The sequence below is a fragment of the Rhodothermales bacterium genome (assembly GCA_039944855.1).
Taxonomy (GTDB): Bacteria; Bacteroidota; Rhodothermia; order Rhodothermales; family JANQRZ01; genus JBBSMX01.
The window spans coordinates 16,101-28,706 of sequence record JBDUXZ010000013.1 but is presented as its reverse complement, the minus strand read 5'-3'; the positions used below and the strand labels follow the sequence as shown (position 1 = coordinate 28,706).

9 protein-coding genes and 1 tRNA gene are annotated in these 12,606 nt (G+C 68.7%); 6 read left to right on the top strand and 4 right to left on the bottom strand.

Going from position 1 to position 12,606, the window contains the following annotated elements:
* Positions 1-11: 11 nt before the first annotated feature.
* The gene (locus ABJF88_06890; protein MEP0546638.1) at positions 12-1,640 is read left to right on the top strand and encodes a hypothetical protein; all 1,629 of its coding nucleotides are present in this window, start codon (positions 12-14) and stop codon (positions 1,638-1,640) included.
* 82 nt (positions 1,641-1,722) lie between these two features.
* Here ABJF88_06890 and ABJF88_06885 read toward each other — a convergent pair whose 3' ends face one another.
* Together ABJF88_06885 and ABJF88_06880 are read right to left on the bottom strand one after the other, a co-directional pair.
* A complete protein-coding gene (locus ABJF88_06885; protein ID MEP0546637.1) occupies positions 1,723-3,006 on the bottom strand; it encodes a hypothetical protein in 1,284 nt (427 codons plus the stop codon).
* A gap of 157 nt (positions 3,007-3,163) precedes the next feature.
* Positions 3,164-4,891, bottom strand: coding sequence for a hypothetical protein (locus ABJF88_06880; protein MEP0546636.1), 1,728 nt, complete (start codon positions 4,889-4,891; stop codon positions 3,164-3,166).
* 323 nt (positions 4,892-5,214) lie between these two features.
* Here ABJF88_06880 and proS point away from each other — a divergent pair, with 323 nt between their 5' ends.
* The 4 genes from proS to ABJF88_06860 all read left to right on the top strand — a co-directional run bounded on the left by proS (position 5,215) and on the right by ABJF88_06860 (position 10,781).
* Positions 5,215-6,690, top strand: coding sequence for a proline--tRNA ligase (gene proS / locus ABJF88_06875; protein MEP0546635.1), 1,476 nt, complete (start codon positions 5,215-5,217; stop codon positions 6,688-6,690).
* A 166-nt stretch (positions 6,691-6,856) separates the two neighbouring features.
* Positions 6,857-7,516 carry a hypothetical protein gene (locus ABJF88_06870; protein ID MEP0546634.1) on the top strand — a complete coding sequence of 220 codons (660 nt, stop codon included), beginning with the start codon at positions 6,857-6,859 and terminating at the stop codon, positions 7,514-7,516.
* Positions 7,517-7,695: 179 nt separating this feature from the next.
* Entirely contained in the window at positions 7,696-10,167 is a 2,472-nt protein-coding gene (locus ABJF88_06865) for a TonB-dependent receptor (GenBank protein ID MEP0546633.1), read from the top strand.
* Complete coding sequence (locus ABJF88_06860) at positions 10,167-10,781, top strand: hypothetical protein (protein ID MEP0546632.1); 615 nt, start codon at positions 10,167-10,169, stop codon at positions 10,779-10,781. Before ABJF88_06865 ends, ABJF88_06860 begins: the two co-directional genes overlap by 1 nt.
* Before the next feature lie 8 nt (positions 10,782-10,789).
* Here ABJF88_06860 and nfi read toward each other — a convergent pair whose 3' ends face one another.
* Together nfi and ABJF88_06850 are read right to left on the bottom strand one after the other, a co-directional pair.
* Positions 10,790-11,452: a deoxyribonuclease V gene (gene nfi, locus ABJF88_06855; protein MEP0546631.1), complete on the bottom strand. Its 663-nt coding sequence runs from the start codon at positions 11,450-11,452 to the stop codon at positions 10,790-10,792.
* A gap of 59 nt (positions 11,453-11,511) precedes the next feature.
* The gene (locus ABJF88_06850; protein ID MEP0546630.1) at positions 11,512-11,991 is read right to left on the bottom strand and encodes a hypothetical protein; all 480 of its coding nucleotides are present in this window, start codon (positions 11,989-11,991) and stop codon (positions 11,512-11,514) included.
* 481 nt (positions 11,992-12,472) lie between these two features.
* Between ABJF88_06850 and ABJF88_06845 the strand changes: the two genes are divergently transcribed.
* Positions 12,473-12,546: transfer RNA gene (locus tag ABJF88_06845), tRNA-Val, on the top strand.
* The last annotated feature ends 60 nt before the right edge of the window (positions 12,547-12,606 follow it).

The window sequence follows — 12,606 nt, the reverse complement described above, 5'->3', positions numbered from 1 at the left end:
ACAGACGCAGCATGCTGCGTCGCTACCTCCACACCGCCGCCACGCTCGACCACCCGATGATCGACTGGAACCAAGTCCGCGCGCTCGTAGGTGCCCAGCTTCGGCTGGACCTCCGGCACCCGAAGACGGGGGCGCTCCGCACCTCGCGGGCGCTGCTGACGGTGGTGTCGTACGGGCTCTCGTCGTTCATCCTCGCCCTCTCGCTCCGGCCGCACGCGGCCGACATAGAGACCGTGCTGTTCGTCGGGCTCTCGTTCGCGTGCGTGCTCGCCGCCTTCGCCGTCGTCGGCACGTACGACGAACTGATGGGGCGGCCGGCTGACCACGCGTGGGCGCTGACGCTGCCGGCGTCGGAGGCGACGCACTACGTCGCGCGCCTCGTGAACATCGGCCTGCTCGTGGCGGTGATGAGCGTGTCCACGGCGCTGCCCCTCGCGTGGCTCGCGGGGACGGCGAACGGGATCGGCGAGGCGCTCGCCGTCGGTGGGCTGGTCGTCGGGACGATGGTCGGGGTGACGCTCGTCGTGCTCGCGGTGATCTGGGGGCTGACGCTGGGGCTCTCTCACCGCGTGCTCAAACCCGTGCTCACCGCCGTCCGCGCGGGGCTCGTCGGCGCGCTCGTGCTCGGCTATCAGTGGGTCGGGACGCAGCCGCAGCTCACGTCCGACGCGCCGTGGTGGCCGCCGCGCTGGGTGATCGACGGGCTCTGGCTGAGCGACGGCATCGGGGGCGCGACGCTCGGGCTCGCCGCGCTGGGGCTCGGGCTCGCCGTGTGCTTCGGCTTCGTCTTTCCCGACCGCTATTTCGCGCTCCTCCAGCGCATGGCCGACGGCGAGCAGGCGCAGTCGGACCCGAGCGCGAGCGGCCTCGCGCCGAACAGGCTGGAGCGGCTGCTCGTCCGCGCGCCCGAATCCCGCGCGGCCTTCGGCTTCACCGTCGCCGCCCTTCGCAGCGACGCGCTCGTGCGCGGGCGGGTGTGGCCGGCGGCGCTCCTCGCTTTCGTCTTCGCCGCGTTCGGCTGGTGGACCGGTGGGCTCGGCGACCTCTTCGTCCACGGCGCGGAGAACGTGCTCACGGATCCGTCCGTGCAGATGCACCTCTCGGTCCTCGTGGTCCTGCTGTTCAGCGCGCAGACGCTCGTGCAGTCCGTCCAGTTCTCGGCGCACGAGCGCGCGGCGTGGGTCTTCGACACGCTCCCGATGCGGAGCGGGCGCGGGCTCCAGATCGGCGCGCAGTCGGCGCTGCTGTTCCGCGTCCTCGTCCCGCTGCACCTCGCGCTCTGGGTCGTGCTGAGCCTCGCGATGCCCCTCGGGCACGCGGCGCTCCACGCCGGATTCTGGCTCGCGCTGTGCGCGCTCGTCACGCGGGCGCAGGCGCTCTTCTACGGCCAACCGCCGTTCTCGCGGCGGTCCGATCGGTTCTCGATGGCCGAGCGCTTCGTCCCCCTCCTCGTCGCCGTGCCGGCGTCGCTGCTCGGCCTCCTGCTCCAAACCGTCGCCTTCGCGTCGGTGCCGAGCGCGGTGCTGATGCTCATCGGGATCGGCCTGCTGCACAGCGCGCTCGGGCGGGCACCGTCGCTCCGCCGCGCCGCGCCCACGCTGCCGGAGTGGAACGCCCCGCCGGTGCCGGCAGAAGTGTGATGCGTGATGCGTAAAACGTAAGGGTGCCCGCAGCACAGGTTCGCTGCGGGCACCCTCACGTTTTACGCATCACATCGTACGCTCACAGGTCCACGCGGACGCCGACGAGGAAGCGGTTGCGCGCGACCTCTTCCGCCACGACCGGCTGCGGATTTTCGAACGAGGCGTAGGGCACGAGCACGTCTTCGAACTCGGTGTAGGCGTACGCCACGTCGAGCGCGACGCGGTCGAGCGTCTTCAGGCTGAACCCGATCGTGTACGTCGTGCGGAGGCGGTCCACGTCGAACCCGCGCAGGTCCAGCTCTTCGCGGAGCGGGTCGGGCTGATAGGCGGCGCCGACGCGGACGGCCCACGGGCCGAGGTCGTACTCCGCGCCAAACCGGGTGTTGAGCACCTCGCGGTAAGTCTGACGGATCTCGAGGTTCTCGTCCACCTCTGTGAAGGGCGGGCGGAAATCGGCCGTCGGGCGGAGGCGGGCCTGCGACCAGTCGAGGAACTCGAGGTCGGCGGTGAGGAGGAAGCCGGCCATGTCGTAGGCGATGCCGCCGGAGATCCGCCACGGCGTCGTGATCGAGTAGTCGAAGAGGCCGGACTCGAAGAGGTCGGAGCGTTCTTCGATGCGGTAGTACGTCGGGCTCTCCGTCGCGAGCCCGAGCCGGACGCCGGGCGCGACCTCGGCCGAGACGCCGGCGCGGACGTTCACGCCCTGGAGGTCGGCTTCGAGAAAATCTTCTGTCAGGAAGGCCGGCGCCCCGTTCCCGTCCTGCTCGTCGAGCACCTGCTGGAACTGGTAGTCGCCGGTGACGAGGTTGATCGAGAGCCCCGCCATCACATCCGGCGCGACCTCGACGGCGCCGACGAGCGAGAGCTCGCCGCTCAGCCCATCTTCGAGTACGTCGCCGAACTGCTGGAGCCCGACCTGCCCTTCGAACTCGGCGTTCGGGTTGAACCCGGCGAAGGCCAGTTCGCGGTCGAAGCCCTGCGTCTGGTTGTACCCGATGCCGAAGACGAGCGAGCCGCGCAGCGTCGGGAGGGCGGCGACGTAGGCCCCGCTGCCGATCGCCGTCTGCGTCGCCGTCGCCTCGCCCCCGCCGTCGAAGTAGCGGGCGTCACTCTGAATCGAGCCCGCGGCGAAGGCGCCGACGACGTGGGAGCGCCGGACGAGCCCGAGCCCGGCGGGGTTGGCGTAGGCCGCGCCCCAATCACCGACGCCGCCGACGGCGGCCCCGGCCATCCCCGTCATCCGGGTGTCGACGGCGGGGAAGCGCTGGCTGTAGCGGAGGATGTCTTCGCCTGTCTGCGCGCTAGCGAGGGGTGCGCCGAAGACGGTCAGCAGGGCGAGTACGGAGAGGGAGCGTGCGTTCATGTCGTCGGAGGGGTAGAGACGCAGCATGCTGCGTCTGTACGGGGAATCAGGAGAATCGTATGGAGATCAGCCGCAGGGTCTGGCCATAGAAAAGGCCCGTACGGGGCGCACGGGCCTCCTCTGCGGGCGCGGGGCCCGATGCGAAGCGTGGAGCGGATCAGTCGTTGCCGCCGCGGCGCGAGCTCCGCCCGCTGGAGCCGCTGGAGGACCCGCCGGACCGGCTCGACCCCGCGCTACCCCCGCTGCTGCGGGACGGTGGCGGGCTCGACGGGCGGGCCGCCGGGCTGTTGCCGCCACGACGCGACGGAGCCGGGCGGGACTGCGGGGCCGGACGCGAGCGCGGCTGCGGACGAGCATTGTCGTCGTCAGCGCGCCGCGCAGGCTCGGAGCGCGTGGGCGCCGGGCGCGTCGGGGCGCGGCGCGTCGCCGGAGTCCGGGTCGGACGCTCGGTGCGGGTCCGCGGCGTCTCAGCCCGTCCGTCGTTGGTGCGTGACGGGGCAGGGCGCGTGGTACGGCTCGGCGGTACGCGCGGCGTCGGGGCCGTCCGCGTCGTCCGGTCCGGAAGCGTCGACGGTGTCCGATCGGGCTGCGTCCGCGTCGTGCGGTCGGGCAGCGTGCTCGGCGTCCGGTCCGGCTGGGTGCGGGTGGTGCGGTCGGGCAGTGCGCTCGGCGTGCGGCCCGGTAGCGTACGCGTCGTGCGATCGGGGAGCGTGCTCGTCGTCCGGTCGGGCGTGACGCGCGTCGGGGGCGAGACGGAGGTCGTGCGGTCGGGCGGCGCGGCCGTGCGGACCGGCGGGGCACCGAGCACGTCGCGGTCCGGCTGTACGCGCGTCGTGCCTCCGTTCTGCACGCGGGTCGTCCGGTCCGGCTGCGCCGTCAGGACGCGGGTGCTGGCGTCTCCGCGGATCGACGTGCGGATCGACTGCTGCGCGAGGACGTGCTGCCGCGAGTCGTTCGCGAGGGCGCGCACGCTCCCGATGCCGAGCGGCGAGTCGAGCAGGACGCGGTCGGGCCGGTCCCCTGCGTAGGACGCCAGCGTGTTCAGCCGCGTGCGGTCAGTGCCGAGGGCGGAGCGGATGCTGCCGCGCGGTCCGCGCACACCGCCGTTGTTATAGCCACCGTTGTTGTATCCGCTGTTGTAACCGCCGGCGTAGAGCCCGTTATAGTACCCGTTGTGATAGCCGTGGTTGTACCCGTTGTGGTAGCCGCCGTAGAACACCGGGCTGTAGCCGTAGCCGTAGTAGCCGCCGTAGAAGGGGTCGTGGAAGTACGGGTCGTAGTAGCGGCCGTAGTGGTACGGCGAGCCGAACGTGAAGCTGACCCCGAAGCTCCACCCCGAGCGGTAGCGGATGTCGAAGTACGGGTCGTACCCGTAGGCCCAGGCCGGGGCGGGGTAATAGGGCGAGTAGAGGTAGTGCCAGTGCCAGCGCGGGGAGCGGTAGTACGGGGAGTAGCTGACGTAGTAGTACGGGACCGGGTCGCCGACGTAGTAGTCGTCGTACCCGTAATCGTAGTCGTCGTAATACTCGTCGTCGTAGCGGTAGCGCGTGACCTGCACGTCGTCGTACCCGCCGCCGTACGCCTCGCCCTCGTACGTACCCTCGGCGTAGTAGCCGTCGTCCTCGACGCCTTCGGTTCCGTAGCCGTCTTCGGTGTACTCCTGCTCGAAACCGGTCTCCGCCGGTTGGCCGAGCCCGACGCGCGCTTCGCCGTTCCACGACGGCGCGGCAGCAGGTTGCTCGGCGGCACGGTCGGCCGGGATGCGGTACGCCTCGGCGCGGTCGGGGCGGGCCCCGTCGGCGGCGAGTTGGGTGTAGCAGCTCGAGAGCCCGAGGCTGCTCGCGACGAGCACGAGCGTGGCGAAAAAGCGGGAGCGCGCGGTCATGACGGCAGGGGATGCGTGGGGATGGCGAGGCGGCCTCGGCTACGGCGGAGACCGTCACGGCGTGTACCAGCGGCAGCGTTTGAAGGTCCCGGCATGGACCCGGCACGGGCCGTGAGCGTTGCGGGCCGTGCGCGGTGCGGGGTATATTTGGCCGCCCTCACGAGAGAGGCCGCCGCGCCTCGGCACGAAGTAACACGGGCTGGCTTCCGAACTTTGCAAAGAACGCGCCGCCGCCCGCCCCGAGGGCTCCCCTCGCCCGCCGCCGGGATCGCCCCCGCGGCGGACCGCCTTTCCGACCTCCATCCTCCCCACCACTGTTCTCCATGGCAGACGCCATCACCTCCCAGCAAGACGACTATTCTCAGTGGTACGTGGACGTCGTCCGCGCTGCCGGCCTCGCCGAATACTCGCCGGTGCGCGGCTCGATGATCATCCCGCCCAACGGCTATGCCCTGTGGGAGAACATGCAGCGCGCGCTCGACGGGATGTTCAAGGCGACGGGGCACCAGAACGCCTACTTCCCCCTCTTCATCCCGCAGAGCTTCCTCGCGAAGGAGGCCGCCCACGTCGAGGGCTTCGCCAAGGAGTGCGCCATCGTCACGCACTACCGGCTGAAGACGGACGAGAACGGCGACCTCGTCGTCGACCCCGACGCCAAGCTCGACGAGCCGCTCATCGTCCGCCCGACGAGTGAGACGATCATCTGGGACGCCTACAGCCGGTGGATCCAGTCGTGGCGCGACCTCCCGATCCTCATCAATCAGTGGGCGAACGTGGTGCGCTGGGAGATGCGGACCCGGCTCTTCCTCCGCACGTCGGAGTTCCTGTGGCAGGAGGGCCACACCGCGCATGCGACCGAGCAGGAAGCCATCGACGAGGCCCGGCAGATGCTCGACGTCTACGCCACGTTTGCCGAGGACTGGATGGCGATGCCGGTCATCAAGGGAGCGAAGACCGAGAGCGAGCGTTTCCCCGGTGCCGTCGACACGTTCGCGATTGAGGCGCTGATGCAGGACGGGAAGGCGCTGCAGGCGGGCACCTCGCACTTCCTCGGGCAGAACTTCGCGAAGGCGTTCAACTGCATGTTCACGAATAAAGACAACGAGCAGGAGTATGTCTGGGCGACCTCGTGGGGCGTCTCGACGCGGCTCGTCGGCGGCCTCGTGATGACGCACGGCGACGACCAGGGCCTCGTCCTCCCGCCCCGCCTCGCCCCGACGCAGGTCGTCGTGGTGCCGATCTACCGGGCGAACAAAGAGGACGACAAAAAGGCCGTGATGGAGGTCGTGGAGCGAATCGAGCGTGAGCTGCGCGTCGCCGGCGTCCGCGTCAAAGTCGACGCCCGCGAGGAGCACCGGCCGGGGTGGAAGTTCCACGAGTACGAGGTGCAGGGCGTCCCGATCCGCCTCGCCGTCGGCCCGCGCGACGTGCAGAACGGCCAGGTCGAGCTCTCCCGCCGCGACCAGGGCGGGAAGGAGTCCGTCCCGCTCGACACGCTCGCCGCGACGGTGACGGACCTGCTCTCGCAGATCCAGCGCGGCCTCTTCAATAAGGCCGCGAGCTTCCGCGACAGCAAAACCACGAAGGCGGATTCGTACGACGCGTTCAAGGACGCGATCGAGCAGGGCGGCTTCGTGCTCGCCCACTGGGACGGCACCGCCGAGACCGAAGCCCGTATCAAGGAGGAGACGAAGGCCACGATCCGCGTAGTCCCCTTCGAGCGCGAGGACGAGACCGGGAAGGACCTCCTCACCGGCGAGCCGTCCGACGGCCGCGTCCTCTTCGCCCGATCGTATTGAGAGGAAGGCGGGGAGAGAATGGAAGGGATGGAGGGGTGCCACCGCTTCCCCCCTCGTCGCGCTTTTCTCTCCCTTCCCTCTCTTCCCTCCTTTCTCTCCATTCCGTCGCTCATCCATGCACACCGGCAGAGCTACAGCCACAGGACTCGCGCCGCGGCAACCCCGAGTGGACGCCGGCTACCACGTCGCGAACGTCCTCTCGTACGTGTTCAACCCGCTCGTCCTCCCGCCCGTGGGGTTCGGGCTGATCCTGTGGCACTTCGGCGCGCCGGGCACGGAGATCGCGTGGGTCGTCGGCGTCGCGCTCGTGTTCTTCTGTCTGATCCCGCTAGCGTACGTGATCCGAATGATCCGCCGGGGCGAGGCCGAGACGCTGGAGATCCGGCGGCGTGAGAGCCGGCTCAAGCCGTTCCTCGTCGGCATCACCTCGTACGCCGTCGGCATGGTCGTGATGGCGACGACGGGGACGACGGCGGTGGCGTTCCTCGTCGCGCTCGCGCTGCTCTACCCGATCAACACGGCGCTCATCGTGCTGATCAACCTGCGGTGGAAGATCTCTGTCCACATGACGAGCCTCGCCGGGTTCGTGTCGATCCTCCTCTTCGTCACGCTCACCGTCTGGCGCGACCTCCCGCCCGCGACGGAGCTCGTATTGACCGCCGTGACGGTGACGCCGCTCCTCGTCCTGCTACCCCTCCTGATGTGGGCGCGGGTACGCGTGGGGGCGCATACGCCCGGCCAGGTCGTGGCAGGCGCGCTCTTCGGCCTCATCCTGCCCGTCGTGGAATTGTCGGTCATCGTGCGGGCGCTCGGGCTGACGGGATAAAAGGGGAAGCAGGGCACAACCGTATCCCCAGGCCGCCCGTGCCGGGATCGGCGGCGGATACCCTTATATTCCCGTCCCGATCCGCCCACCCGACCCCGACGCCGCTGCGCCTCCGATACCGTCCGCTCTTGCTCACCAACTCCAGTGCACTCGTGCTCGCACTCGACGGTACCCGCGCCATGCGTCTCCTTCTCGTTCTCGGCTTCGCGCTCCTCCTCGCCCCCGGCGCTCTCGCGCAGAACTGGGGCCGGATCGAAGGCCGCGTCACCCAGCAGACCGGCGGCGCCCCGATCCCCGGTGCCACCGTCGTCGTCGACGGAACGCAGTTCGGGACGGCGGCCGAGAGCGACGGGGCGTATGCCCTCCGGCTCCCGACCGGCCGCTACGCCCTCCGCATCACGGCCATCGGCTTCCAGGCGCGGACCGACTCCGTGACCGTCCTCAAAGACCGGGCGACACGGCTCGACATCGCCCTCGCCGAGACCGACATCGAGCTCGAAGGCGTGCAGGTCGAGGGCTCGGCCGTGGCCGAGGATGCGGGCGTGTTCACGATCGACCCGAAGACGGCGCAGGACATTCCCTCTCCGCTCAACGACGGGCTCCGCGCCATCAAAGTCCTGCCGGGCGTGACGAGCAACAACGAGACCTCGTACCAATACTCGGTGCGCGGCGGCGGCTACAACGAGAACCTCTACTTCATCGACGGCTTCGAGGTCTACACCCCGTTCCGCACGAAGCAGGGCGAGCAGGAGGGCCTCGGCATCGTCAACCTCGACATGACCGACCGGCTCACGCTCTACGCCGGCGGATTCCCGGCGCGCTACGGCGGCAAACTCGCCTCGGCGCTCGACGTGGCCTACATCCGGCCGGGCGGGGCCGAGGGCAACACCGTCGACGGCTCGGGCTACGTCTCGACGCTCGACGCGGGCGGGAGCGTGAAAGTGGGGACGCTCGGCGGCAAGCTCGGGGTGGCGGTGGCCGGGCGCGCGGCGCGGGCGCAGGGCTTCTTCGGCTCGCAGGAGTTGAAGGGTGAGTACGACCCCGAGTTCAACGACGTGCAGACGACGCTCACGTACCGCATCGCCGAGGGCCACGAGATCCAGGGCCTCGGCCTCCTCCTCGCCAACCGCTTCCGTCTGCAACCGACGCGACGGCGGACGTTCTTCGGCACCTTCCAGGACCTCCGCAGCATCTCGTTCGGGTACACCGGGCAGGAGGAGGACGGCTACGACCTCACCTTCGGCGGCGTCCGCCTGCTCAACCGGGTCTCGTCCGCGTTCCGCGTCGAGCACGACGTGTCGTACTTCGACGTCGAGGAGTTCGAGCGGGTCGACATCCGAGGCGCCGTCGGCCTCTTCCGTATCGACAACCCGTTCGAGGACCCGGACGACCCGACGAACCTGATCCAGACGGGGGCCGCCACGCAGCAGGACACGACGAACAACACCGTCCGCGTCACGACGCTCTCCGGCGGCGGGCGCTACCGCCTCTCGCTCGGCCGCCACGCCGCCGAGGCGGGCTGGAGCGCCCGTCGGCTCGACTTCAGCGACGACCTCTTCGAGGTGAGCTACGTCTCCGGGCGGGGCCTGGACGGTAATCCGACGCAGGTCGCGCTCGACAGCCTCAATGGCGACGCCGCGTTCAACGAGTCGCAGGTGGCGCTCTACGTGCAGGACGCGGTCGACGTGCTCCCGCAGTCGGGCCGCCTCGTCGTCACCGGCGGCGTGCGCGGCGACTACTTCTCGTTCAACGACGAGTGGACCGTCAGCCCCCGCCTCTCCGCCCGCTACGTCTGGGACGAGTTCACGACCGTCACGGCCGCCGGTGGCGTCTACCACCAGGCCCCGACCTACCGCGAGCTCCGCGGCGAGCCGATCTACGACAGCACGACGGTCGGGAGCAACAACATCATCCTCGGCACGCTCAACCGCGACATCAAGAGCCAGCGCGCCGTGCAGGTCATCGCCGGCGTCGAGCGGTTCTTCCCGAGCATCCGGTTCTACGGCCGCGCTGAGGCGTACTACAAAGACCTCTCGAACCTCATCACGTACAACGTCGACAACGTCCGCACGGTCTACTCCGGCGAGAACAACGCCGAGGGCTACGCCTTCGGCTTCGACCTCCAGCTCCGCGGCGAGTTCGTGCCCGGCCTCGAGAGCTGGCTGAACTACGGCTTCCTCAAGACGAGCGAGGAGTTCCTCACGCCGACGCCCGGCGTCAACGGCGCCGTGCCGCGCCCGACGGACCGGCGGCACAACGTCGCCCTCTTCGTGCAGGACTACGTCCCGAACAGCACGTCGTGGAAGGTTCACCTCCGGGCGCTCTTCGGGACCGGCACGCCGTACACCCCGCCCGAGCCCGGCCAGATCATCGGCGGCGTGACGCTCCGCGTGCCCGGCGACCGCAACTCCGGCCGCTACCCCGAATACCGCCGCGTCGACATGGGCATCACGAAGGAGGCCGTCCTCGCCCAGCGCGCCCCGACCGGCAACCCCGTCCGGCTGGAGCTGACGGGCGAGATCCTCAACGTGTTCGACATGACGAACACCATCTCGTACTCCTACGTCGAGGACGCCACCGGCATCTGGCAGCGCATCCCGACGCGGCTCACTCCGCGCACCGTCAACGTCCGTATGCGGCTGAACTTCTAATGGAACTGGAAGCGACACGCGGAAAGCATTTCTTCCGCTTTTTCTACTTCGCGTGCCTTCTTGGGATCACCCTCACAGGCTGCGCTCCGGTAGGCCGTTTCCTTGAATCAGACACCGTGGTCCGCACGGACCTTAGCGATCCAAGGGTGCAGATTTCCGTCAACGAGGAGGTAAGAGGCGAGCAGGTAATCATCGAGACCGTAGGAGGGCAGACAATAAAGGGGGTCGATTTCTATCTCGATGCGGACTCAGCGCGTTTCCTTGCAGTCAACGATTCGGTTCGATTGCCTCGTCCGCACATTCCTATGGCCCTCGCAACGCCTCAGGTACGGTCAGTAGGCTTCTACGTGTCTGGGGCGATGCGCTATGGTTTAGTCGGTGCAGGTGTGGGCGCGCTTCTGGGCATCGGACCGGGAGTTCTTGCTGGTATTTCTGGAGAGAACAGCACTCCTCTCGACGAGCGTAGAGGCTATGGCAACGCCGCCCGCGAGGGGGCTCTGGCAGGAGCCATTACAGGCGCACTCTTCGGCTCTCTACTTTTCATGTTTGCACAGGGGGATCTCGGCCTAGATGTCTTACGCCGCTACGAGAACCTTGGCGCTCGCGGCCCCTGACCCTGCTCTTACAGCGCGCCGTACTTGCTGAGGCGGTGGGCGAGGTGCGTCGGCATCGGGAGCTTGTAGCGGGTGGCGAGGCGGAGCGTGAGAGCCACGGCGTCGTCGAGCGTGGCACGGTGGCCGACGGAGACGAACACGGGTTTCACGTTCGCCCGCGTCCGCACGACGCTCCCGATGACCTCGTCCCGATGAACGAGGGGCGAGCGCTCGCCCTTCGCCGTTCCTGGCTCGTCGTAGCTCCCCACAAGGCGCGACTTCGCCACCCCGAAGGCCGGCTTGTCCAGTAGCACGCCGAGATGGCACGCGAGGCCGAAGCGGCGCGGGTGCGCGTAGCCGTGCGCGTCGAGGATGAACACGTCGGGGACCGAAGCGAGTTGGTCCAGCGCCGGGAGGATGGCCGGCATCTCGCGGAAAGAGAGCAGGCCAGGGACGTACGGGAACGCTACCGGACCCTCCCACGTCGCGTGATCGACGACCTCCAAATCCGGCAACGCAAGCACGGCGATAGCCGCCCGGACGCGATCATCCCGCACACTGACGTCTACGCCCGCGACCGTCTCGATGTCCGAAGGCAGCGGCTCGAAGCGGACGCGCTCGGCGAGATCGCGCTGGAGGGCGACGGCTTCGCGCGGGGCGACATCCCAGGGGTGGGCGTGGTGCAGGTTCACGGTCGAAACCAGAAGCGAGAGGGGACTACCCCGCACCACTTACGTGCTCTCGTGTTCCCCTACGGCCGCTCGTGCACCTCGTCGTTGCTGAGCCCGCCGGCGGAGGGGCGCTCCGGGTGCCCGTACCACAGGATGCCGAGGACGAGTTCGCGCTCGGGGTCCACCTGGACGAGTTCGTACAGGTCCGGGGACTCCGTCACGACGTCGGTCACCCAGTTCGTCGGAACGTTGTCGCTCCAGAGCGAGAGCGAGCACCGCTGCACCGACGTGAGGCAGTCCTCGACGGCTGTTTCCATCTGCTGCTCGTCCTCGAACCGCATGCACGTCACGACGATCCACCCCGGCACGGCCCTCCACTGCTCGTAGGCCGCACGTGCGCCATCGGCCCCAACCTCCCCTTCGAGCAAGCGGGCGTAAAGCCACGCTACCGCCGAGATCGTCTCTGCGCCGAGGAGGTAGAACCGCCACGGCGTGATGGTCAGCGTCCCCAGCGGGTCGCGGGCCGCATCCATCGCCCGGGCTAGGGCCTCTTTCATCATCGACGGTACCGGTGAACGCCCTGCCCCTTCATGGGAACGGAGCGCGAATGATAATTCCATTGGAGAACGGAGCGTCAGGCAAATGGGCTACGCCCAGCAGCTTAAGCTCAACGAGCGCCGGCCGGGCACAGGGGGTCCCTGTCGGCACCCAAAGCATATGCCATTCCGCGCGATTGGCTTCCTGTTCCAACGATCTGCAGCCGCAGCAGCCGATAAACAGGCGGATTGTGACGACCGTCGGTGTCTCCCTGTCCACTCACGCGTCCGCGCTTGTAAAGTGGGTCGCGACATACGCCGGGTCAAGGTACCGAAGCGGGGTCCGAATCGTAACCGGCACGGGCCCACAATGCCAGGGCCGTGCATAGAAGATTCACGTGGGGACGCCGCGTGACGGGCCACGCGCGCTTGACTCCCGTTCTCGGGCCACGGTATATTCGATGCCCGCTCGCGGAGGCCCTCGGGCCGTCTGCGAAGCCTCAGCGGGCTCTTAGCTCAGTTGGTTAGAGCGCATCGTTGACATCGATGAGGTCACTGGTTCGAATCCAGTAGAGCCCACAGAAAGCCCCCGCAAACTGATCGTTTGTGGGGGCTTTCGCATATGTGGAAACCAGCGCT

Bases quoted from the DNA above. Each gene is read 5' to 3' on its own strand.
- ABJF88_06885 (MEP0546637.1), bottom strand. From the start codon at position 3,006: ATGAACGCACGCTCCCTCTCCGTACTCGCCCTGCTGACCGTCTTCGGC.
- ABJF88_06880 (MEP0546636.1), bottom strand. From the start codon at position 4,891: ATGACCGCGCGCTCCCGCTTTTTCGCCACGCTCGTGCTCGTCGCGAGC.
- ABJF88_06860 (MEP0546632.1), top strand. From the start codon at position 10,167: ATGGAACTGGAAGCGACACGCGGAAAGCATTTCTTCCGCTTTTTCTAC.
- ABJF88_06850 (MEP0546630.1), bottom strand. From the start codon at position 11,991: ATGATGAAAGAGGCCCTAGCCCGGGCGATGGATGCGGCCCGCGACCCG.
- ABJF88_06890 (MEP0546638.1), top strand. From the start codon at position 12: ATGCTGCGTCGCTACCTCCACACCGCCGCCACGCTCGACCACCCGATG.
- ABJF88_06865 (MEP0546633.1), top strand. From the start codon at position 7,696: ATGCGTCTCCTTCTCGTTCTCGGCTTCGCGCTCCTCCTCGCCCCCGGC.
- proS (MEP0546635.1), top strand. From the start codon at position 5,215: ATGGCAGACGCCATCACCTCCCAGCAAGACGACTATTCTCAGTGGTAC.